Source organism: Teichococcus aestuarii, from assembly GCF_003116135.1.
GTDB classification, from domain to species: Bacteria; Pseudomonadota; Alphaproteobacteria; order Acetobacterales; family Acetobacteraceae; genus Pseudoroseomonas; species Pseudoroseomonas aestuarii.
Genome location: NZ_PDOA01000007.1, coordinates 224,794 through 245,408 on the forward strand (window position 1 = coordinate 224,794; position 20,615 = coordinate 245,408).

At 73.7% G+C, this 20,615-nt stretch carries 23 protein-coding genes; 6 read left to right on the forward strand and 17 right to left on the reverse strand.

Translation table 11 applies throughout. From position 1 onward, the window contains the following. The first annotated feature begins 26 nt into the window (after positions 1–26). The gene (locus tag CR165_RS12895; RefSeq protein ID WP_109517397.1) at positions 27–1,010 is read left to right on the forward strand and encodes a Bug family tripartite tricarboxylate transporter substrate binding protein; all 984 of its coding nucleotides are present in this window, start codon (positions 27–29) and stop codon (positions 1,008–1,010) included. Positions 1,011–1,113: 103 nt separating this feature from the next. On the opposite strand, the gene CR165_RS12900 is transcribed toward CR165_RS12895, so the two are convergent. The 9 genes from CR165_RS12900 to CR165_RS12940 are packed head-to-tail and all read right to left on the reverse strand — an operon-like array spanning position 1,114 to position 9,468. Beyond that, positions 1,114–2,268: an NAD(P)/FAD-dependent oxidoreductase gene (locus CR165_RS12900; protein ID WP_109517398.1), complete on the reverse strand. Its 1,155-nt coding sequence runs from the start codon at positions 2,266–2,268 to the stop codon at positions 1,114–1,116. Continuing rightward, positions 2,265–2,876, reverse strand: a complete 612-nt coding sequence (locus CR165_RS12905) for a hypothetical protein (RefSeq protein WP_109517399.1) — start codon at positions 2,874–2,876, stop codon at positions 2,265–2,267. The genes CR165_RS12900 and CR165_RS12905 overlap by 4 nt, the downstream gene beginning before the upstream one ends. Beyond that, positions 2,873–4,261 carry an NAD(P)/FAD-dependent oxidoreductase gene (locus CR165_RS12910; protein ID WP_109517400.1) on the reverse strand — a complete coding sequence of 463 codons (1,389 nt, stop codon included), beginning with the start codon at positions 4,259–4,261 and terminating at the stop codon, positions 2,873–2,875. The genes CR165_RS12905 and CR165_RS12910 overlap by 4 nt, the downstream gene beginning before the upstream one ends. Continuing rightward, the gene (locus CR165_RS12915) at positions 4,261–4,560 is read right to left on the reverse strand and encodes a 2Fe-2S iron-sulfur cluster-binding protein (RefSeq protein ID WP_109517401.1); all 300 of its coding nucleotides are present in this window, start codon (positions 4,558–4,560) and stop codon (positions 4,261–4,263) included. The genes CR165_RS12910 and CR165_RS12915 overlap by 1 nt, the downstream gene beginning before the upstream one ends. Continuing rightward, positions 4,541–5,662: an NAD(P)/FAD-dependent oxidoreductase gene (locus CR165_RS12920; RefSeq protein ID WP_109517402.1), complete on the reverse strand. Its 1,122-nt coding sequence runs from the start codon at positions 5,660–5,662 to the stop codon at positions 4,541–4,543. Before CR165_RS12920 ends, CR165_RS12915 begins: the two co-directional genes overlap by 20 nt. Continuing rightward, positions 5,659–6,459 (reverse strand): ABC transporter permease, encoded by an 801-nt coding sequence (locus tag CR165_RS12925; RefSeq protein ID WP_109517403.1) that lies wholly within the window; start codon positions 6,457–6,459, stop codon positions 5,659–5,661. Before CR165_RS12925 ends, CR165_RS12920 begins: the two co-directional genes overlap by 4 nt. After that, positions 6,459–7,382, reverse strand: coding sequence for an ABC transporter permease (locus tag CR165_RS12930; protein WP_109517404.1), 924 nt, complete (start codon positions 7,380–7,382; stop codon positions 6,459–6,461). Before CR165_RS12930 ends, CR165_RS12925 begins: the two co-directional genes overlap by 1 nt. Beyond that, positions 7,379–8,434, reverse strand: coding sequence for an ABC transporter ATP-binding protein (locus CR165_RS12935; protein WP_219929741.1), 1,056 nt, complete (start codon positions 8,432–8,434; stop codon positions 7,379–7,381). The genes CR165_RS12930 and CR165_RS12935 overlap by 4 nt, the downstream gene beginning before the upstream one ends. 2 nt (positions 8,435–8,436) lie before the next feature. Then, positions 8,437–9,468, reverse strand: coding sequence for an ABC transporter substrate-binding protein (locus CR165_RS12940; protein ID WP_109517406.1), 1,032 nt, complete (start codon positions 9,466–9,468; stop codon positions 8,437–8,439). A 195-nt stretch (positions 9,469–9,663) separates the two neighbouring features. On the opposite strand from CR165_RS12940, the gene CR165_RS12945 reads away from it, so the two are divergent. Next, positions 9,664–10,599 carry a LysR family transcriptional regulator gene (locus CR165_RS12945; RefSeq protein ID WP_109517407.1) on the forward strand — a complete coding sequence of 312 codons (936 nt, stop codon included), beginning with the start codon at positions 9,664–9,666 and terminating at the stop codon, positions 10,597–10,599. 9 nt (positions 10,600–10,608) lie between these two features. On the opposite strand, the gene CR165_RS12950 is transcribed toward CR165_RS12945, so the two are convergent. Further along, the gene (locus CR165_RS12950) at positions 10,609–11,652 is read right to left on the reverse strand and encodes an L-idonate 5-dehydrogenase (RefSeq protein WP_219929742.1); all 1,044 of its coding nucleotides are present in this window, start codon (positions 11,650–11,652) and stop codon (positions 10,609–10,611) included. A 191-nt stretch (positions 11,653–11,843) separates the two neighbouring features. Between CR165_RS12950 and CR165_RS12955 the strand changes: the two genes are divergently transcribed. Genes CR165_RS12955 through CR165_RS12970 form a run of 4 tightly spaced genes read left to right on the forward strand, consistent with a single transcriptional unit; the run spans position 11,844 to position 14,142 of the window. Next, positions 11,844–12,380, forward strand: a complete 537-nt coding sequence (locus tag CR165_RS12955) for a thiamine pyrophosphate-binding protein (protein WP_109517434.1) — start codon at positions 11,844–11,846, stop codon at positions 12,378–12,380. A gap of 4 nt (positions 12,381–12,384) precedes the next feature. Then, positions 12,385–12,987: a thiamine pyrophosphate-dependent enzyme gene (locus CR165_RS12960; RefSeq protein ID WP_181378144.1), complete on the forward strand. Its 603-nt coding sequence runs from the start codon at positions 12,385–12,387 to the stop codon at positions 12,985–12,987. Between the two features lie 46 nt (positions 12,988–13,033). After that, complete coding sequence (locus tag CR165_RS12965; protein WP_109517408.1) at positions 13,034–13,618, forward strand: chromate transporter; 585 nt, start codon at positions 13,034–13,036, stop codon at positions 13,616–13,618. Further along, positions 13,618–14,142 (forward strand): chromate transporter, encoded by a 525-nt coding sequence (locus CR165_RS12970; RefSeq protein WP_219929743.1) that lies wholly within the window; start codon positions 13,618–13,620, stop codon positions 14,140–14,142. The genes CR165_RS12965 and CR165_RS12970 overlap by 1 nt, the downstream gene beginning before the upstream one ends. Before the next feature lie 28 nt (positions 14,143–14,170). On the opposite strand, the gene CR165_RS12975 is transcribed toward CR165_RS12970, so the two are convergent. From CR165_RS12975 to CR165_RS13005, 7 genes are all read right to left on the reverse strand, one after another. Next, on the reverse strand, positions 14,171–14,434 hold the full coding sequence (locus CR165_RS12975) for a cell wall protein (RefSeq protein WP_146201899.1): 264 nt from the start codon (positions 14,432–14,434) through the stop codon (positions 14,171–14,173). 109 nt (positions 14,435–14,543) lie between these two features. Beyond that, a complete protein-coding gene (locus CR165_RS12980) occupies positions 14,544–15,524 on the reverse strand; it encodes a Bug family tripartite tricarboxylate transporter substrate binding protein (protein WP_109517411.1) in 981 nt (326 codons plus the stop codon). 32 nt (positions 15,525–15,556) lie between these two features. Then, positions 15,557–16,366 (reverse strand): sugar phosphate isomerase/epimerase family protein, encoded by an 810-nt coding sequence (locus CR165_RS12985; RefSeq protein WP_109517412.1) that lies wholly within the window; start codon positions 16,364–16,366, stop codon positions 15,557–15,559. A gap of 1 nt (position 16,367) precedes the next feature. Further along, complete coding sequence (locus CR165_RS12990) at positions 16,368–17,540, reverse strand: dihydrodipicolinate synthase family protein (protein WP_109517413.1); 1,173 nt, start codon at positions 17,538–17,540, stop codon at positions 16,368–16,370. Positions 17,541–17,545: 5 nt separating this feature from the next. Beyond that, complete coding sequence (locus CR165_RS12995) at positions 17,546–18,700, reverse strand: Gfo/Idh/MocA family protein (RefSeq protein WP_109517414.1); 1,155 nt, start codon at positions 18,698–18,700, stop codon at positions 17,546–17,548. A 139-nt stretch (positions 18,701–18,839) separates the two neighbouring features. Beyond that, positions 18,840–19,505, reverse strand: a complete 666-nt coding sequence (locus CR165_RS13000) for a TetR/AcrR family transcriptional regulator (RefSeq protein ID WP_245906383.1) — start codon at positions 19,503–19,505, stop codon at positions 18,840–18,842. A gap of 83 nt (positions 19,506–19,588) precedes the next feature. Then, positions 19,589–20,341 (reverse strand): aspartate/glutamate racemase family protein, encoded by a 753-nt coding sequence (locus CR165_RS13005; RefSeq protein WP_109517415.1) that lies wholly within the window; start codon positions 20,339–20,341, stop codon positions 19,589–19,591. Positions 20,342–20,615: the final 274 nt, after the last annotated feature.

Below are 20,615 nucleotides of genomic sequence, written 5' to 3' on the forward strand. Positions count from 1 at the left end.
CACCATCCCTCAGGAGGACCACCGCCATGCTGAGACACCTGCTGCCGGCCGCCCTCGCCGTTACCCTCGCCGCCGCCCCCGTGCCCTCCCGCGCCCAGGCGCCCGAGGCGGCGCTGCCGGACCGCACGCTGCACATCATGGCCGGCTTCGCCGCGGGCGGCACCTCGGACCTCGTGGCACGGCTGATCGCCGATGGCGTCGGCGCCGTCACGGGCCGCCGGGTGGTGGTGGAGAACCGCACCGGCGCAAATGGCTTCCTCGCCGCCGATGCGGTGGTGCGCGGCCCGGCGGACGGCTCGATGCTGTTCCAGTGCCCGATGGGCACCATGACCATCAGCCCCGAGCTGCCCGGCATGATCATGCCGGTGGACCCGCGCAAGGACCTGGTGCCGGTGGCCAATGTGGCGCTCTCCAGCTACGGCGCCGTGGTGCGGGCGCGCGGCCCCTACCAGGACATGGCCGATGTGCTGAAGGCGGCGAAGGCGAAGCCCAACGCCATCAGCTACGCCAGCGCCGGCATCGGCACGGCGCAGCACCTGACGGGCGAGCGGCTGCAGCGCATGGCCGGGGTGCAGATGCTGCACGTGCCCTATCGCGGCGCCGCGCCGGCGGCGATGGACGTGATGGCCGGCCGCGCCGACTTCATGGTGACCAACCTGGGCGACGTGGTGGGGCAGATCCGCGGCGGCGAGCTGCGCCTGGTGGCGCTGGGCGACGCCTCGATGAAGCCCGCCTTCCCCGAGACGCCGCTGCTCTCCGACACGGTGCCGGGGCTGGAGGTGGTGGGCTGGTTCGGCCTCTGCGGCGCCAGCGGCATGGCGGAGCCGGCGATCCGGGCCTGGGCCCGGGCGGTGGAGACGGCGCTGCAGGACAAGACCCTGCAGCAGCGCCTGCGCGAGAACGGGCTGACGCCGCGCTTCGAGGAACCCACCGCCTTCGCCGCCCGCATCGAGCAGGACCGGCGCGCCTGGGGCGAGGTGATCTCGGCGGCCAAGGTCCGGGTGGACTGAGCCCGTCCCTGGCGCGCCGGTTGGATGCATCCAGCGCGCCAGGATCTTTCTCATGTCGAGAATTCAGAACGGCTCTTAAAAGACTGTTCTTAAATGATTGACACTATCCGGCGGGCTGGGGCAGCGCCGCCCCGGCCTCGGCCGCCGCCCGCCCGAAGCGGTCCGGCGCGAAGGCGGCGATGGGATGGCTGGTGCCGCCCGAGACCACCAGATCGGCGACGATGCCGCCGATGAGCGGCGCGATGGCGAAGCCATGGCCGCAGAAGCCGAAGGCATGCACCAGCCCCTCCGCCACGGCGGAGCGGCCGATGACGGGGATGTCGTCCGGCAGCACGCCCTCGATGCCGGCCCAGGCATGGACCATGCGCGTCTCCGCCAGGATGGGGAACAGCTCCAGCGCGGTGCGCGCGGAGAAGGCGAGGCGCTCCACGTCCAGCGTCACCCGGCCTGTGGAGAGGTCAGCCACGCCCTTGTGCCCGCCGCCGATCATCACCTGGCCGGAGGCGCTCTGCTTGAAGGAAATGGGCCGGCCCGTCGCGCCCACCACGGGGGCGACGAAGGGGGCCATCGGCGCCGTCAGCATCATCATGAAGGCGTTGAAGCCGAGCGGGATGTCCTCGCCCGCGGCACGCGCCACGCGGCCGGCCCAGGCGCCGGCGGCGTTCACCAGCACCGGGGCGGCATGGCGGGCGCCATCGGCGCAGCGAAGGTGCCAGAGGCCGCCGTGCCGCTCCAGCGCGGTGACGCGGGCGCCCTCCACCACCTCCGCCGCCAGCGCCAGGGCGGCGCGGCGGAAGGCGAGGGTGGTGCGGTAGGGCTCGGCAAAGCCGTCCCGACGGCAGAGGATGCCGCCCACGCAATGCGGCGCCAGCGCCGGCAGCCAGCGGCGCAGCGCCTCCGGCCCGATCAGTTCCTCATGGGCATGGCCCTGCGCGCGCATCCCGGCCACGCGCCGCTCCAGCACGGCCAGCTCGGCGGCATCCTCGGCCACCTTGATCTGGCCGGTGGCCTGGAAGCCGCAATTCTCGCCCACCAGGGCCGCGATGCCGTGCCAGAGATCCAGCGCCGCCAGGGCCAGCGGCACCTCCGCCGGGTGCCGCCCCAGCGTGCGCACCCCGCCGGCCGAGAAGCCGGAGGCATGGGCGCCGGCCACCTCCTTCTCCAGCACCCGCACGCGGCGGCCGCGCCGTGCCAGGTGCAGCGCCGCCGAAAGCCCGTGCAGCCCGCCGCCGATGACCAGCACATCCGGGTTGCTCATGCCAGCGCCTCCTGGTCGGCCTGGGCGGGGAGGGGATCGGGAGGGGCGCCGGCCAGGGCGGCCAGCGCGGCGAAGCCCACCGGCCGCGCCGGCGCGGGCGGCGATTGCCGCAGCGCCTCGGCCAGGGCGGCGGCGTTGCGCGCCGGCCCGGGCGGGGTGCCGAGCAGCGCGGCCATGGCGCCGGGGTCGCGCCGGGGTGCCTCCGGCAGCGGGCGCGGCGGGGGCGGGGCGATGGCGCCCTGCACCGGCTGCCCGGCCAGGGCGCGGGCGGCGATGCCCGCCTGAAGGGCCGCAGCCTCGGGCGTCGCCGCGCCGAGAATGGCGCCGGCGGCGAAGATGCCGGGCACCGAGGTCTCGCCGCGCCCGTCCACCACCGGGCGGCCATGGGCGAAGGCGCAGCCCAGGGCCAGCAGCAGCAGCGGCTCGTCGGCGCAGAGGAGGAGGCGGGTGAAGGGCAGGGCATGCACGCCCGACGCATCCTCCACCCAGATCCGGCCCGGCGTGGCGTGCCAGGCGGTGACCGCGGGCCGCGCCACCAGCCGCGCCCCCGGCAGCAGGGCGAGCGCCGCGCGCCCGGCCGGGCCGCCGCCGATGATGACCACGCTCACGCCAACTCCTCCTCCGGCAGGTCGGCCAGCTCGCCCACGGTGATGGGCTTGTAGGGGGCGCGGGGGCGCAGCACGCCGGTTTCCTCCATCGAGGCGCCGCGCGTCTCGGCGATCAGCGCGGCGACGGTGGTGCCGCACATCCGCCCCTGGCACGGCCCCATGCCGGCGCGCAAATAGGCCTTCACCTGGTTCGGCCCCGTGGCGCCGAGCCGCGCCGCCTGCCGCACCTGCCCGGCGGTGATCTCCTCGCAGCGGCAGACGGTGGTGGCGTCGTCGCGCGGCGCCAGCACCTCGGGCGCCGGGGCGTAGAGCGCATCGAGGAAGGGGCGCAGCGCCAGGGCCTCGGCCATCGCCGCCCGGTGCGGTGCGGCGCGGCGGTCGCGTGCGGCGGCGTCCAGCTTGCCGGCGCGGTGGGCGGCATCCAGCGCGGCGAGGCTGCCGGCCTCCGCCGCCGCCTGCCAGCCGCCGATGCCGGCGCCATCGCCGGCGATGGCGATGCGCGGCGCGCTGCTGGCGCCCCAGGCATCCAGCACCGGCCGCCAGCAGCGCTGCGCCGCGTCCCATTCATGCGCCAGCCCCAGGGCGCGGGAGATATGGGTGGCGGGGATGACGCCCTCATGCAGCAGCAGCGTGTCGCACTCCGTGCCGCCGCCCTCCCAGGCGACGCGGCGCAGGCTGCCCTCGCCCTCGGCGCGCAGGCCGCGCACGCCGGAGACGATTTTCATGCCGGCGCGGCGGGCCTCCCACACCAGCGCGGCGCCCTTGGCCAGCATGGCGCGGCCCTGCCACAGCCCGCCCTGGCGCAATGCATGGCGCAGCGCGCCGCGCGGCGTCGTCTCCAGCAGCAGGGCCGGGGCCTTGCCGGCGCGGGCGAGCTGCGCCGCCAGCAGCCACAGCAGCGGCCCCTGTCCGGCCAGCACCAGCCGCCCCTTCGGCACCGCGCCCGCCTGCTTGAGCAGGATCTGCGCGGCCCCCGCGCTCATCACGCCGGGCAGGGTCCAGCCGGGGATGGGCACCGGCCGCTCCTGCGCGCCGGTGGCCAGCAGGATGCGCGCGGCGCGGGCGGTGCCACCACCCCGTGGGGCGCCTTCAGGACCGCGCAGCGAGAGCAGCCCGGCCTCGGCGTCGATGTGCCAGACCTGCGTCTCCGGCCGGTAGTCGATGCCCGGCATGGCGCGGAAGCGGCGGGCGAGTTCGGCCCCGGCCGCGGCGTATTCGCCGGCCAGGGCGGGGTCGGCGGCGGCGCGCTCCACGCCGCGGAAAATCTGGCCGCCGGGGGCGGGCTGCTCGTCCAGCACCAGCACCGAGAGGCCGAGCCCGGCCGCCTCCAGCGCCGCGCTCATGCCGGCCGGGCCGGCGCCGAGGATGGCGAGATCGTATTCCATCAGGCCACCCCCGCCATCCGCGCACCGCGCTGCGGGGCGATGCGCATGCCCGGCCGCACCGTGACCATGCAGGCCTGGCGGTTGGCCACGCCGTCGATCTTGGCGAGGCAGTCGAAGCACACGCCCATCATGCAGTAGGGCAGGCGGGGGGCGCCGCTCACCGGCGTCTCGCGGCTGGCGGGCAGGCCGGCCAGCAGCAGGGCGGCGGCGGCGGAGGCGCCTTCCGGCACCCGGCAGGGCTGGCCATCCACCAGCACCTCCACCGTGGCGGGGCGGATTTCAGGCCGCGTGGCGAACATCGAAGCGTCTCGCTGTGAAGGGGGCCATCTCGGGCTCCAGGGCGCCGGCGGCGATCATCGGCGCCAGGCGGTTGGCATGGGTGCCGGCCAGTGTCACGCCGGAATGGCAGTTGGCGGTGAAGGCGCCGGGGAAGCGCTCGGACTGGTCGTAGATGGGCAGCCCATCCGGCGCCATGACGCGCAGCGCGGACCAGGCGCGGACGAGGTTCAGCTCGGCGATCCACGGGAAGGAGAGCACGGCGCGGCGGGCGATCTGCCGCATGATCTCGGGGTTCTGGCCGAGGTCGAAGCCGGCATCCTCCTTGCTGTCGCCCAGCATGAGGGAGCCTTCCTCCGTCTGGCGGATGGTGGTGGTGGGCATGGGCAGCACCTGCCGCGCGCGCTCGGTGACGAGGATCTGCCCCCGCTCCGGCCGCACGGGCGCGGAGAGGCCGAAGCGCGGCGCCAGATCGGCATTGCCGAGGCCCGCCGCCAGCACGACGCGCGGCGCGCGGTGCCGGATGCCGCCGGCCTCGACGCTGAAATCCTGCGGCGCCGCCGTGCTGCGCTCGACCCGCGCATTGGGCTGGTAGCGGCCGCCGAGGCCGGTGAAGGCGGTGTGCAGCGCCCGCAGCAAATAAAGCGGGCTGGCATGGCCGTCATAGGGCGTCCAGCTCACCCCCGCCACCTTCGGGCCGAGGCCGGGCAGCATGTCCCGCGCCTCGGCGCCCGGGATCATGCGGTATTCCATGCCGAGATTGCCGGCCTCGCGCTGCAGGCGGGCCATGTAGTCGCCGCGCTTCTCGAACTCCTCCCCGGAGAGGCAGATATGCACGCCGCCCGGCTGGTGCAGCCCGGTGCCGATGCCCGTCCGCTCCTGCAACTCGGCGGCGAGGGAGGGCCATTCCTCGGCCGAGCCGCGCGTCCAGCGCTGGTAGTGCGGCGCGCCGAGGCCCTTGGACTGCACCCAGACCAGGCCGAAATTGCCGCGGCTGGCGCGGAAGGCGACATCGCCCTCGTCCAGCAGCAGGGTGCGCAGCCCCTGGCGTTGCAGGCCATAGGCGATGGCGGCGCCCACCAGGCCGCCGCCCACCACCAGGGCGTCGTGGTTCTCACTGTTCATGCGCGGCGTTCTCCGGTCAGCAGCCGGTCGATGGGGTAGAAGCGGTCCAGCACCACCAGCACCAGCGCCGTCACCAGGATCAGCGCGGCGGAGACGGAAGCGACCAGCGGGTCCGTCATCTGGTCGATATAGGTGAAGAGGCGCACCGGCAACGGCGTCTCGGACGGCGAGGCGAGGAACAGGCTCACCGTCAGCTCGTCGAAGCTGGTGATGAAGGCGAGCGTCCAGCCGCCGGCGATGCCGGGCGCGATCAGCGGCAGGGTGATGCGGCGGAACACGGTGAGCCGCCCGGCGCCGAGATTCTCCGCCGCGCGCTCGATGCGCGGGTCGAGCCCGGTGAGCGCGGCGGCGACGAGGCGCGCCATGTAGGGCACCACCACCACCAGATGCGCGGCCACCAGCGCGCCGAAGCTGCCCACCAGCCCGAGGCCGGAGAAGAAGCGCAGCAGCGCGACGCCCAGCACCACATGCGGCACCATCAGCGGCGAGGCGAGCAGCGCCATCAGCGCGTCGCGCCCGATGAAGCGCATCCGCACGATGGCGATGGCCGCCGGCACCGCCACCATCGCCGCCAGGGTGGCGGCGACGAAGGCGAGCTTCACGCTGACCCAGAAGCTTTCCAGGAAGCGCGGGTTGTCCAGGATCGCCCACCACCAGCGCAGCGAGGCGCCCTCCCACGGCATGGCGAGGAAGCCCTTGTCGGTGAGGGAGACAAGGAACACCACCAGGAGCGGCGCCAGGATGAAGGTGACGAAGAGCGCGTGGAAGCCCAGCGCCAGGGCATTGTTGCGGCCCATCACGCGGCACCCAGGCGGCGCAGGGCGGGGCGCTCGACCAGCCGCGTCCAGAGCAGGGTGGCGGCGAGGATGGCCAGCAGCAGCAGCACGGCGATGGCGGCGCCGAGCGGCCAGTTCAGCGTGTTGAGGAACTCCGTGTAGGTCATGCTGGCCACCACCTTCAGCCGCTTGCCGCCCAGCATGGCGGGGGTGGCGAAGGCCGAGGCGGAGAGGCAGAACACCATCAGCGCGCCGCCCAGCACGCCCGGCATGATGTTGGGCAGCACCACGCGGCGGAAGGTGGCGGCCTTGCTGGCGCCGAGGCTCTCGGCGGCCCGCAGCAGCGCCGGGTCCAGCCGCCCGAGGCTGGCCCAGACCGAGAGCACCACCAGCGGTACCATGACGTGCACGAGGCCGAGGATGAGGGCGAACTCGGTGAACATCATGCGGAAGGGCGCGCCGGGGATGCCGAGCGCCAGCATCGCCTGGTTCAGCAACCCGTTGGTGCCGAGCAGCACCATCCAGCCGAAGGTGCGCACCACCACCGAGACCAGCAGCGGCCCGACGACGACGAGCAGCATCAGCCCGCGCCAGCGTGGCGCCATGCGGTGGATGATCCAGGCCTCCGGCACGCCGAGCAGAACGCAGAGCGCCGTGACGATGAGCGCGATGCGGAAGGTGCGGGCCAGCGCCTCGTGGAACAGCGAATCCCGCGCCAGCTCGGCATAGTTGGCGAGGCTCCAGCCGGGGGTGATGCCCGTGTCGAAATCGAAGCCCTGGAAGCTCAGCATGGCCACGCCGAGCAGCGGCAGCAGCAGCGCGCCGCCCAGCGCCAGCAGCGCCGGCAGCGAGAGCAGGAAGGGCGCGGGCAGGCGGAAGCGCGCGCGCCGCGCCGGCGTCGCCGCGGGCGGGGCCAGGGCTTCCCTAGGAAGGGCCGCGCTCATGCCGCGGCCTCCGTCATCCGCAGGCTGTGCGGCTCCCAGGCCAGCGCCACGGGGGCGCCCTCCTCGGCCGCCGGCGCGCCGGTGTTCTGCGCGGTGACGAGCATGTCGCCCGCCGGCGTCGCCACGCGGTAGAGCCAGAAGCCGCCGAGGAAGACGCGCGAATGCACCTGCCCCGGCAGGCCCGCGCTCCCCTGCGGGCGCAGCATCAGCCGCTCCGGCCGGATGGCCAGCGCCACCTCGCCCGAGAGCGCCGCGAGCGTCTCCGGCAGGGCGAAGCGGTGCCCGGCGGCCTCCGCCACGCCGCCCGCCGCACGCGCCACGATGCGGTTGCTGCGGCCGAGGAAGTCGGCCACGAAGGCATCGGCCGGCGCGTCATAGGCGCGCCAGGGCGCGTCGATCTGCACGATGCGGCCGCCCTGCATCACCGCCACGCGGTCGCACAGCGCCATCGCCTCCTGCTGGTCATGGGTGACGAGGATGGTGGTGACGCCGACGCGACGTTGCAGCTCGCGCAGCTCCACCTGCATCTCCTCGCGCAGCTTGGCGTCGAGGTTGGAGAGCGGCTCGTCCAGCAGCAGCAGGCGCGGCTCGATGACGAGGGCGCGGGCCAGCGCCACGCGCTGCTGCTGCCCGCCCGACATGGCGCGCGGAAAGCGGTCCGCCAGATGCGAGAGATGCACGAGGTCCAGCGCGCGGGCCACGCGCGCCGCGCGCTCGGGCTTCGGCACGCGGCGCATCTCCAGGCCGAAGGCCACGTTCTCCGCCGCCGTCATGTGCGGGAACAGCGCGTAGGACTGGAACACCAGCCCGATGTTGCGCCGGCTGGCCGGCACCGCTGCGAGGTCCTGCCCGGCGAGGCGGATGGCGCCCTCGGTCGGCGCCTCGAAGCCGGCAATCATCTGCAGCGTCGTGGTCTTGCCGCAGCCGGACGGCCCGAGCAGCCCGAGGAACTCCCCCTGCGCCACGCGCAGGGAGATGCCGCGCACCGCCTGGACGGGGCCGTAGCTCTTGCCCACCCCGTCCAGGACCAGGAAGGCATCTCCCCCGGCCATGCTCAGCGCTCCACCTCGCGCTGCCAGCGGCGCGTCCATTCCTGGCGGGCGGGGTTGATCACGCTCCAGTCCAGCCCGATCAGCGTCTTCACCTGCTCCTCGCCATAGATGACGTGCTGCGCCACCTCGGGCGGCAACTGGGTGTTCCGGTTGGTGGGGCCGGAGCCGTACTCCTTCGAGAAGGCGGCCTGCACATCCGGCGAGACCAGGTGCGCCACGAATTTCTGCGCCAGCTCCGGCGCCGGGTTGCCCTCCACCGCGCAGGTCGCCGTCATCAGCGCCACGCCCCCCTCCTTGGGGGCGACGAAGCCCATCGGGAAGCCCGCCACCTGCATGGCCCGCGCGCGGGAGGAGCCCCACACCGCCATCCAGATCTCGCCCGAGGTGAACATCTCGCTCATCTTGCCCGGGCTGCTCTCATAGGCGAGCACGTTGGGGTTCACCTTCTCCCGCATGGCGCGGAAGCCGGGGCCGGGCTCCCGCTCCGAGCCGCCATTGATCCGCGCCATCATGGCGACGGTGTGCACGCCATAGGTGTTGTCGATGCCGGGGATGGAGATGCGGCCCTTGAGGTCGGCGCGCGTCAGGTCGTTCCAGCTCGTCGGCACCGGCAGGTTCCGCTCGCGGAAGAGCTTCTCGTTGTAGGCGAGGCCGGTGTAGCCGAAGCCGGTGCCGAGCGCCGCGCCATCGCCCAGCACGGCGATGGGGTAGAGCGCATCGACCGCCGCGCGGTCCGTCACCTTCTGGCAGAAGCCGAGGCCGATCGCCTGGAACATCGGCCCGTCATCGACGACGATGACGCCGATCTGCTGGTTGCCCTTCTGCGCCTGCACCTTCGCCAGCGTATCGGTGGAGTTGCCGGTGAGATAGTCGACGCGCACATTGTTGGCGCGCTCGAAGGGCGGGATCACCTGCTCCCGCATCACCTTCTCGTAGCTGCCGCCATAGGCGGCGACGACGAGGCGCTGCTGCGCCATCGCCTGGCCCGTGGCGAGGGCGAGCATCGACGTCGCCGCCAGAAGCAGTCTTTTCATGGTCCCGTTCCTTTGCCTCTCCTGAACCGGGAAGTCGGCGCGTGGCATCTGGGCCGCGGCTGGTCGCGGCCGATAGGGTGATGTGCCATTCAGGCGCCGTCCCGGCCTGTGCGGGAAGGCTGGCACCCGTTGCCTCCGCGCGGCAAATACATAATGCTCGCGGTTCCATTCCTGAAAGTAGCGAAACCCCCGCCCATGACGCCGGCCCGTCTCCGCCAGCTCGAAGCCTTCCGCGCCATGCTGCGGGCCGGCTCCGTGGGCGCGGCGGCGGAGTTGCTGTCGCTCTCGCAGCCCGCCGTCACCAAGCTGCTGCGGGCGCTGGAGGAGGAGACGGGGCTTGCCCTGTTCGACCGCAGCCGGCGCCGCCTTTCCCCCACGCCGGAAGCGCGGCGCTTCGAGGCGGAGGTGGAGGCGCTGTTCGCCGCCGCAAGGCGGGTGGACCAGCTGGCCAGCGACATGCGCACCACCGGCGTGGGCGAGCTGCGCGTGGCCTGCCTGCCGCTGTTCGGGGCGGCGCTGATCCCGTCGCAGCTCGCCCGCTTCGCGCAGGGCAGCGGCCGGCCGCGCGTGGCGCTCACGGTGAACAGCTCGCACGAGGTGGTGGAGATGGTGCGGCGGGGCGGTGCCGATCTCGGCTTCGCCCTGCCGGTGCCGGCGATGCCGGCGCTGCACGCCGCGCCGCCCTACCGGCTGCCCGCCATGGTGCTGCTGCCGCCCGGCCACCCGCTCGCCGGGCGCGGCGAGGTGGCGCCGCGCGAGCTGGAAGGGGAACCCTGCATCTCGCTCGGCGGCCAGTACCGGCTGCGCCACCTGGCGGACGAGCTGTTCGAGCGGCACGGCGTCTCCCGCCTGATGGCGGCGGAGACGCAGAACGCCCAGGCCGCCTGCGCCATGGTCGCCGCCGGCCTCGGCTTCGCGGTGACCGACCCGGTGACGGCGAGCGGCTTCGCCGGCACGGCCCATCCGGTGCGGCTGGTACCGGGCACGGTGTTCCACATCCATGTCCTGGCGCCGCCGGGGCGGCCGCTGCCGCTGCTGGCGCGGCGCTTCCTGCAGCAGGTCACGGCCGCGCTGGCGCCGCTCGGCGTGCGGCCGGCGGGGGGGATGCGCGCCCGCCCGCGCGGCGGCTGAGGGCGGCGCTCAGAGCGCCAGCTGCACCTTCACGTTCCGCGCGCGGTCGGCCGCCGCGGCGAAGGCGCGCGGCGCCTCGGCCAGGGGAAAGGTGGCCGTCAGCAGCGGCATCACGTCGATGGCGCCGCGCGCCAGCACCTCCACCGCCTGCTCGAACTCCTCCAGGAAGCGGAAGGTGCCGCGCAGGGTGATCTCCTTGGCCACCAGCAGGCTCACCGGCAGCGGCACCTCGCCGCCGATGCCGAGCTGGACCAGCGTGGCGCCGGGGCGTGCGGCCATCAGCGCCGCCGGCAGCGCCGCCGCCGCGCCCGAGGCCTCGAACACCACGTCGAAATGGCCCTTCTCCCGCCCGTAGGGCGCCAGCGCCTCCGGTGCCTCGCGCGTGTTCAGCGCATGGTCGGCGCCGAGGCGCGTGGCGAGGCGGAGCGGCGCCTCGGCGATGTCGGTCGCCACCACCTCGCGCGCGCCGGCCAGCCGCGCCACCAGGATGGTCAGCGCGCCGATCGGGCCGGCCCCCGTCACCAGCACCCGGCGGCCGAGCAGCGGCCCCGCCTGCCGCGCCGCGTGCAGGCAGACGGCGAGCGGCTCGGCGAAGGCGGCGCGCTGCACCGGGAGCCCGGGCGGCAGCGGCACCGCCTGCGCCTCGGTGCAGACCAGATGCTCGCGGAAGCCGCCATCGACATGCGGCATCCGCATGGCGCTGCCGAGGAAGCGCATCTCCAGGCAATGATGCGCGGCGCCCTCGCGGCAGTAGCGGCAGGCGCCACAGGGGCGGCTCGGATTCACCGCGACGGCGTCGCCGGGCTTCACCCGCGTCACCCCCGGGCCGGTCTCCGCCACCTCGCCGGCGATCTCGTGCCCCAGCACCATGGGCTGGCGCAGCCGCACCGCGCCGAAGCCGCCATGCTGGTGGTAGTGCAGGTCCGAGCCGCAGATGCCGCCCGCCCGGATGCGCACCAGCACCTCGCCGTGGCCGGGGGCGGGCGTCTCCACCGGCTCGACCCGCAGGTCGTGCGGCGCGTGGATGACGGCGGCCATGGATTCGGTGGGCATGGTTCCTCCCCGGATGTTCTTCCCTGCGGCCCAGCATAGCCGCTTTCACGCCGCGCGGAGGCCTTGCCGCGCGGGGGGGGGCGGATTGACAGACAATTCCCTCGGGGCCGAGAGTGGCGGGCGGCGGGAAGCGGCACCGGAAAAGGCCGCCCCGCACCGGACAATGGGAGGACATGGTGGACGCACATGGCATGGACGTGGCTCCGGCCGCGACGGAGGAATGGCCCGGTGCGCTGTTCGCCCTGCTCAAATCCCACGGCATCCGGCAGGTCGCCTTCGTGCCGGATGCCGGGCATTCGCACCTGATCCGCCGCTGCGAGGAGGACCCGGACATCAAGGCCGTCGTCCTCACCACCGAGGAGGAGGGCATCGGGCTGATGCTGGGCGCCTGGCTCGGCGGCGAGCGCGGCGTGCTGCTGATGCAGAGCTCGGGCGTGGGCAACTGCATCAACATGCTCTCGCTCGCCACGCTGCACCGCACGCCGATGCCGATGATCGTGACGATGCGCGGCGATTTCGGCGAGTTCAACCCGGCCCAGGTGCCGATGGGCAACGCTACCCAGACCGTGCTGGAGGCCATGGGCACGCTGGTGCGCCGCGCCGACCACCGGGAGGACGTGGTGCCCACCGTGGACGCCACGCTGCGCATGGCCTTCAACACCTTCCGCCCCACCGCGACGCTGATCGGCCAGCGGGTGCTCGGCGCCAAGACCTTCGGCAAGGAGTGAGCCCATGGCGATGATATCCTCCGGCACGCTGGACCGCCGCGCCGTCGTCAACGCCCTGCTGGCCGAGCGGGGGGAGCTGGCGGTGATCGCCGGGCTCGGCGCGCCCGCCTGGGACATCACGGCGGCGGGGGACCACCCGCGCAACCTGCCGCTCTGGGGCGGCATGGGCTCGGCCGCCAGCATCGGGCTGGGGCTGGCGCTGGCGCAGCCGCGCCGCCCGGTGCTGGTCATCACCGGCGATGGCGAGATGCTGATGGGGCTCGGCACGCTCGCCACCATCGCCGTGGCGCGGCCGCCCAACCTCTCCATCGTGGTGCTCGACAACGAGCACTATGGCGAGACCGGCATGCAGCGCACCCACACCGGGGCGGGGGTGGACCTGGCGGCCATGGCGCGCGGCGCCGGCATTCCGCGCGTCCATGCGGTGCGGGATGAGGCGGAGGTGGCGCCGCTGCGCGCGGCGATCCACGAGGCCTCCGGCCCGCTCTTCGCCCAGGTCAAGATCAAGGCCGACGCGCTGAAGCTGGTGCTGCCGCCGCGCGAGGGCGCCTATCTGCAGGCGCGCATGCGCGAGGCGATCCTGGGTCCGCAGGCGCATCTCGCCTGAGCGCGTGGGTGGCACCCCGCTCCACCCGGCCGCGCCGCCAGCAGGCATGACGGCCGTGGCCGAGGCCGCCGCCCCGCCGCCGCCCGGGGCGGCCCTTGCCCCGGCGCCCTCCTGCGGGGCGCTGTTCCTGGGATTCCTCGGCCTCGGGCTGATCGGCTTCGGCGGCGTGCTGCCGATGGCGCGCCGCATGCTGGTGGAGGAGCGGCGCTGGCTCTCCGCCGAATCCTTCACCGAGCTGCTGGGGCTCTGCCAGTTCCTGCCCGGCGGCAACGTCATCAACCTCTCCGTGGCGGTGGGGATGGAGTTCCGCGGCGCGGCGGGCGCGGCCTCGGCGCTGCTGGGGCTGGTGCTGGGCCCGACCGCCGTCGTCATCGGGCTGGGCGTGGTCTATGACCGCTTCCGCGACGACCCGACGCTGCAGCACATGTTCGCGGGCCTGGCCGCCGCCGCCGCCGGGCTGCTGGTCGCGACGGCGCTGAAGATGCTGGCGCCGCTGCGCCGCAACGGGCGGGCGCTGCTGGTGGTGGCCGCCACGCTCATCGCCATCGCCGTGGCGCGCTGGCCGCTGCTGCCCAGCCTGATGGTGCTGGCGCCGGCCAGCATCCTGCTCTGCGGGCGGCGCGGGCGGTGATGGGCACGCTGGCCGCGCTGGCCATCATCTTCGCGCAGCTCTCCCTGCTGGCCTTCGGCGGCGGCAACACCATCCTGCCGGAGATGCAGCGGCAGGTGGTGGAGGTGCACCGCTGGATGTCGGCGCAGGAGTTCGGCGCCCTCTTCGCGCTTGCCCAGGCGGCGCCGGGGCCGAACATGATGGTGGTGCCGCTGGTGGGCTGGCATGTTGCGGGCCTGCCGGGGCTGCTGGTCTCGGCGCTGGCCAAGTTCGGCCCCTGCTCGGTGCTGACGGGGGTGGTGGTGGGGCTGTGGCGGCGCTTCAAGGACCGCCCCTGGCGGCGCGTGGTGCAGGCCGGGCTGGTGCCGCTGACGGTGGGGCTGGTCTCGGCGAGCGCCGTGCTGATCAGCGGCGCCACGGGCCGCACGGCGGGTCTGCTCGGCGTCACGGCGGGGGTGGCGGCGCTGTCGCTGCTGACGCGGCTGCACCCGCTCTGGCTGCTGGCGGCGGGCGCGGTGGCCGGCCTGGCGGGCGCCGGCGGCTGAGGGGCCGGCCCGACCGGGCCGGCTTGGCTCAGGCCTGGGGCTGCGGCGTCTGCGGGCCGGGGGGCGAGAGGGGCGGCACCTCGGCCGGCTGCGTCGGCGCGGGCACTTCCGGGCCGGGCACGCCAGGCGTCGCGGGGCTGGGCGGCAGGCCCGGCAGCTCCGGCGTCGGCCCGGGGGAGGGCGAGGCCGGGTTCTCATCCGGGCCGCGATAGGGCGGCAGGCCCGGCAGTTCCGGCGGCGCGGCGGGCTCGTCGGCGGCGCGCGTGACAGGCGCGGGGAAGGGCGTGGTCATGGCGGCCTCCATCTGTGACATGAGACCATAACGCCGCCCGGCCCCACCTGTTTGCAAAGCCGCAGCTGCCGCGGTTGCCCGCCTCAGTTGCCCGCCTCAGTTGCCCGTCTCAGTTGACGGTGATGCGGCCTTCCCGGATCACGCGGCTCCACTTGTCGCTCTCGCTGGCGATGTAGGCCGTCAGCGCCTCGGGGGTGGAGCCCCGCGCATCGGCGCCCGCCGCCGCCAGCCGCTCCTGCACCGTGCCATTGCCCAGGGCGGCGAGCAGGGCGCCGTTGAGGGTGGCGATGACCGGCTCCGGCGTGCCGGCCGGCACCATCACCGCGCCCCAGGAGGCGGCCTCGGCAGCGGGCAGGCCGATCTCCGCCATGGTCGGCACCTCCGGCAGAAGGCGCGAGCGGCGCGGGCCGGTAATGGCCAGCACCTTCACCACCCCTGCCTGGATCTGGCCGATGGCGGAGGGAAGCTGGTCCAGCATCATCTGCACATTGCCGGCGATGGTGTCGTTCAGCGCCGGCGCGCTGCCGCGGTAGGGCACGTGCTGGATGTCGAGCCGCGCCGCCAGCTTGAACAGCTCAGCCACCATGTGGGTGGAGGAGCCGGAGCCGGCGGAGCCGAAGGACAGGCTGCCCGGGCGGCTCCGCGCCAGGGCGACCAGCTCCTGCGCCGTGCTCACCGGCAGGGCGCGGTTGACGATCAGCACATGGTCGGTGGTGAAGGTCATGGAGACCGGCGCCAGGCTCTGGCGCGGGTCGAAGCTCATGGTGCTGTAGAGATAGGGGTTGATGGTGAGGGTGCCGGTGGTGGCCATCACCAGGGTGTGGCCGTCCGGCGCGCTGTGCACCACGTTCTCCATGCCGATATTGCCGCCCGAGCCGGTGCGGTTCTCCACCACCACGGGCTGGCCCAGGCTGGCGCTCATGTGCTCGGCCAGCACGCGGGCCACCACGTCGGTCGCCCCGCCGGCGGGGAAGGGCACGACGAAGCGCAGCGGCCGCGAGGGCCGCCAGCCCGGCGCGGCGGCGCGGGCCTCGGGCAGCAGCGGCAAGCTCAGCAATGCGGCGCCGAGGCCGCGGCGTGTCAGGCGCATTCTGGGTTCCTCCCTCCGGCCCGGCCTGCCCCTCAGCAGACCGTGGCGTGACGTTCCTTCATGATGGCCAGGACCTCGTCCGGGTCCCGTTTCCACCAGGCGTGCGAGAGCAGCTCCACCTCGGCGAAGCCGCGGTAGCCGGCGGCCTCGACCATGGCGCGGATGCCGGCGATATCGATGACGCCCTCGCCCGGCATGCCACGGTCGAAGACGAGGTCCGTGGTCGGCACCTTCCAGTCGCACAGGTGGAAACCGGCGATGCGGCGCCCGGCGCGCGCCACCTGCCGCGCCAGCTCGGGGTCCCACCACACGTGATAGACATCGAGCGCCACGCCGCTGCCCTCGCCCAGCGCGTCGCACAGATCGAGCGCCTGGCCGAGGGTGGAGAGCACGCTGCGGTCGGCGCAGGTCATCGGGTGCAGCGGCTCCAGCGCCAGCGTCACGCCGGCGGCGCGCGCCTCGGGCAGGATGGCGTGCAGTCCCTCGCGCACCATCTCGCGCGCGCCGGGCAGGTCCTTCGAGCCGGGCGGCAGCCCGCCGCAGACCAGCACCAGGCAGGAGGCGCCGATCGCCTCCGCCTCGGCGATGGCGCGGCGGTTGTCCTCGATGGCGGCGGCGCGGCCGGCGCGGTCGGCGGCCGGGAACATGCCGCCGCGGCACAGCCCGGTGACACGCAGCCCGGCATCGCGGATGCGCCGCGCCGCCTGCCCCACGCCCATGGCCTGCAGCACGTCCCGCCAGGGCGAGATGCCGGGGATGCCGTGCCGCGCGCAGCCCTCGATGCAGGCGGCGAGATCCCACTTCTCCTTCACCGTCACGGTGTTAAGGGAGAGGGGGAACATCTCACGCCACCCCGTGCGTCGCCAGGAGCGACCGCATCCGCGTCACCGCCATCTCCGGGTCCCGCAGCAGCCCGGCCTTGTCGGCCAGGCGGAACAGCTCGGAGAAGTGCAGCAGGGAGCGGGCGGATTGTTGGCCGCCCACCATGACGAAATGGTCCTGGTGCCCGTTCAGCCAGGCCATGAACACCACGCCTGTCTTGTAGAAGCGCGTCGGCGCCTTGAAGATGTGGCGGGAGAGCGGAACGGTCGGCGCCAGGATCTCGTGGAAGGATGCGAGGTCGTTGCGCGAGAGGCTGGCCAGCGCGCCGCCCACCGCCGGCGCGATCGGGTCGAAGATGCCGAGCAGCGCGTCGGAATGGCCCTGCGCGTCGCCGGCGATCAGCTCGGCGTAGTTGAAGTCGTCGCCGGTGTACATGCGCACGCCGCCCTGGCCGTTGCGCGGCAGGCGGCGGCGCATCGAGATCTCCTTGTCCTTGTCCAGGAGCGAGATCTTCACGCCGTCCACCTTGTCGGCATGGGCGCGGATGACGTCGAGCGCCACCTCCATCGCCGCCATGTGGTCGTGGTGGCCCCAGTAGCCTTCCAGCGCCGGGTCGAACATCTCGCCCAGCCAGTGGATGATCACCGGCTGCCGCACCTGGGAGAGGATGCGGCCATAGACGCGCTCGTAATCGGCCGGCGAGCGCGCCGCCTTGGCCAGGGCGCGGGAGGCCATCAGGATGATGCGCCCGCCCATCGCCTCCACCGCCGCGCATTGCTCCTCATAGGCGCGGATGACGTCGTCCACCGTCACCTCCGGGCCGGGGGCGAGATGGTCGGTGCCGGCGCCGGAGGCCATGCTGGCGCCGGGGAAGTCCTGCATGGCGTCGAACGAGCGGCGGATCAGCTCCTGCGCGCCCGCCCAGTCCAGCCCCATGCCGCGCTGGGCGGTGTCCATCGCCTCCGCGACGCCGAGGCCCAGCGACCAGAGATGGCGGCGGAAGGCGATGGTGCGGTCCCAGTCGATGGCCACGTCCAGCCACGGGTCCTGCTCGGCCAGCGGGTCCGCCACCACATGGGCGGCGGCGAGGGCGATGCGCGGGAAGGGCGGCTCGGCGCGGGCGAAATCGCGCGCCGGGCTGGTCTCGAAAGGCTCCAGCCGGCCACCGGCCACGGGCAGGTCGATACGCGGCATGGGCTTCAGGCCTCCAGCTTGGGCAGGTCGATCCAGCGGCGCTCGTTCCAGGATTGCAGCGCGGCCTCGGCCAGCTGCACGCCGCGCGCGCCGGAGAGCAGGTTCCACGGGTAGTCGTCCCGCTCGCCCGCCACATGCTTCAGGAACATCTCCCACTGCATGCGGAAGCCGTTGGGATAGGGCTCGGTGTCCGGCACCTCCTCCCAGGCCGAGAAGAAATCGATCGGCTGCGGGATGTCCGGGTTCCACACCGGCTTCGGCGTGTTGACGCGCGCCTGGGTGCGGCAGGTGGTGAGGCCGGCCACCGCGCTGCCCTGCGTGCCGTCGACATGGAAGGTGACGAGGTCGTCGCGGCGGACACGGGTGGTCCAGCTGCTGTTGACCTGGGCGATGATGCCGCCCGCCAGCCGGAAGGTGCAGTAGGCGGCGTCGTCCGCATCGGCCTCGTAGGGCGTGCCGTCCTCGGCGATGCGGCGCGGGATGTGCGTGGCGCCGAGGCAGGAGACGCTCTCCACCTCGCCGAACAGGTTGTCCAGCACGTAGCGCCAGTGGGGGAGCATATCGAGGATGATGCCGCCGCCATCGGCCTTGCGGTAGTTCCAGGACGGGCGCTGCGCCGGCTGCAGGTCGCCCTCGAACACCCAGTAGCCGAACTCGCCGCGCACCGAGAGGATGCGGCCGAGGAAGCCGCTGTCGATGACCATCTTCAGCTTGCGCAGGCCGGGCAGGAACAGCTTGTCCTGCACGATGCCGTTCTTGACCCCCGCCTGGCTGGCGCGGCGCGCCAGGTCCAGCGCGTCCTGCAGGTTCTCGGCCGAGGGCTTCTCGCAATAGATGTGCTTGCCGGCCGCGATGGCGCGGCGGATGAGGCCGGCGCGCAGCGCGGTGGCCGCGGCGTCGAAGAAGATCTCGTCCTGCGGGTCCGCCAGCGCCGCCTCGATGTCGGTGGTGACGCGGACGATGTTGTGGGCGCGGGCCAGTGCCTCCAGCTTCTCGCGGTTGCGGCCGACCAGGATCGGGTCCGGCATCAGCCGGTCGCCATTCGCCAGCCGCACCCCGCCCTCCTGCCGGATGGCCGCGATGGAGCGGATGAGGTGCTGGTTCATGCCCATGCGGCCGGTGACACCGTTCATGACGATGCCGATGCGGCGGTCTGCCATCCTGTCGTTCCCCCGTGCTTCCGGCGGCTTTGGCACCGGAAAGGTAACCATACGGTTACTCTGCGCCCGCGCGACGACGGGCGTCAAGCGGCAAGCCGGCCTCCCGGGAAAAAAGTAACTGTATGGTTATGCCGGGCGGTCAGGCCCGCAGATAGCCCAGCACCACCTCGATGCAGTGCCGCTCGCGCGCCGCCAGCGCTGCCGGCTCGCCCAGCCCGGCACCGAAGACGGTGGAGAGGGTGTGCAGGTTGGCGATGTAGAAATGCCCCAGCGCCACGATGGTGACGTAGAGCTGCAACGGGTCCACGCCCTGGCGGAAGTCGCCTCCCGCCTCGCCGCGCGCCAGCACGGCGCGCAGCGTGTCGAGCAGCGGGGAGTAGAGCGCCGGCACCCGCTCGCTGTGGCGCAGATACTCGGCCTGGTGCAGGTTCTCCTGGTTCAGCAGGGCGACGAATTCCGGGTGGGCGGCGGTGTAGCGCAGGTTGAAGCGCACGAGCTGCGCCATGGCCTCGGCCGGCGGCAGGGCGGCGACATCCAGCGCCCGCTCCTCGGCCCGCTTGGCGGCATAGGCGCCCTCCAGCACGGTGAGCCAGAGCGCCTCCTTGCTGCCGAAATAGGCGTAGAGCATCCGCTTGTTGGCGCCGGCCCGCGCGGCGATCTCGTCCACCCGCGCACCGGCCAGGCCGCGCAGGGCGAACTCGGCCCGCGCCGCCTCCAGGATGCTGTCCCGCGTCGCCATGGCGCGGGCGGAGCGCGGCTCCTTCACCGCGGCACGGGGGGCAGGGGTCTTCGCGGGCTGATCCAACAGGCTGCTCCTCGGGCCGGCAGGGGGCGGTGGGGCGTGCGCGATTCCGCCACCCGCCGTCAAGGGCCGCCTTCCGGTCCGCCTCAGGGCGCGGGGAAGCCGCGCGGGCGCAGCCCGGCATGCAGGAAGCGGATCATCGTGTAGACATCGAAGACCGGCAGCCCCAGCGCCCGCTGCAAGGCCGCGGCATAGGGCGGCATGTTGGTGCATTCCAGCACGATGGCGCCCACCTCCGGGTGCCGCCCCACCAGCGCCCGCCCGGCCTCCAGGATGTCCTGCTCGGCGAGGTCGATGTCGAGCTCCTCCTTCTCCGCCCGCACCAGCACGCGGTAGAGCTCGCGCCCCTCCTCGGTGCCGGCCATGGGGATGTCGGCCGGCACGCCGGCGGCCTCGAGGTGGCGCGGCGTCAGCGCGGCGGCGGAGACGGTGACGAGGCCGACGCGCCGCCCCGGCGGCAGCATGGCCTGCACCCAGGGCACCTGCATCAGGCTGCTGGTGGCGACGGGCACCGCCACATGCGCCGCCAGCTCCCTCTGGAACAGCGAGAGGAAGCCGCAGGTGGTGGTGATGGCCTCCGCACCCTGGCGCACGAGATCCTCGGCGGCGGCCAGGAACTCCGGCAGCAGCCCTTCCGCGCCGCGCAGCACCACCCGCTCCGAGGTGGCGCCCCGCACCACGCGGTAGAGCACGGGGAAGGGCCAGGTGGTGGCGTTGCCCATGTCGCCCGGGATGCGCGGGAAGCGCGTCTCCAGCATCAGGATGCCGAGCGGCGCGCCATAGACGGCCTTGCCGCCACGGGCGATGCCGCGGCGGGGCGGGGAAGGGGTGGTGGTCATGTCGTCCCTCGGCGGAGAAGGGCGGAGAGCGGCGCGGGGCCTCTCTCCGCCCGGGGCGGTGCCGATAGGGGAATACAGCGCCGCCGCCGGCGCAAGGGGCGGGCGGCGGCCTCCGCGCGGGAGGCGCCGCCCGGCCGCGTCTCAGCTGAACATGTAGTCGGAGCTGGCGAGGTTTGTGACGCCTTGCAGGGTGACATGGTCCACCGAGCCATCGGCTGCCTTGATGGCGAAGACGCTGCTGCCCTCGTGGTAGATGCTGGCGCCCTTGCCGAAG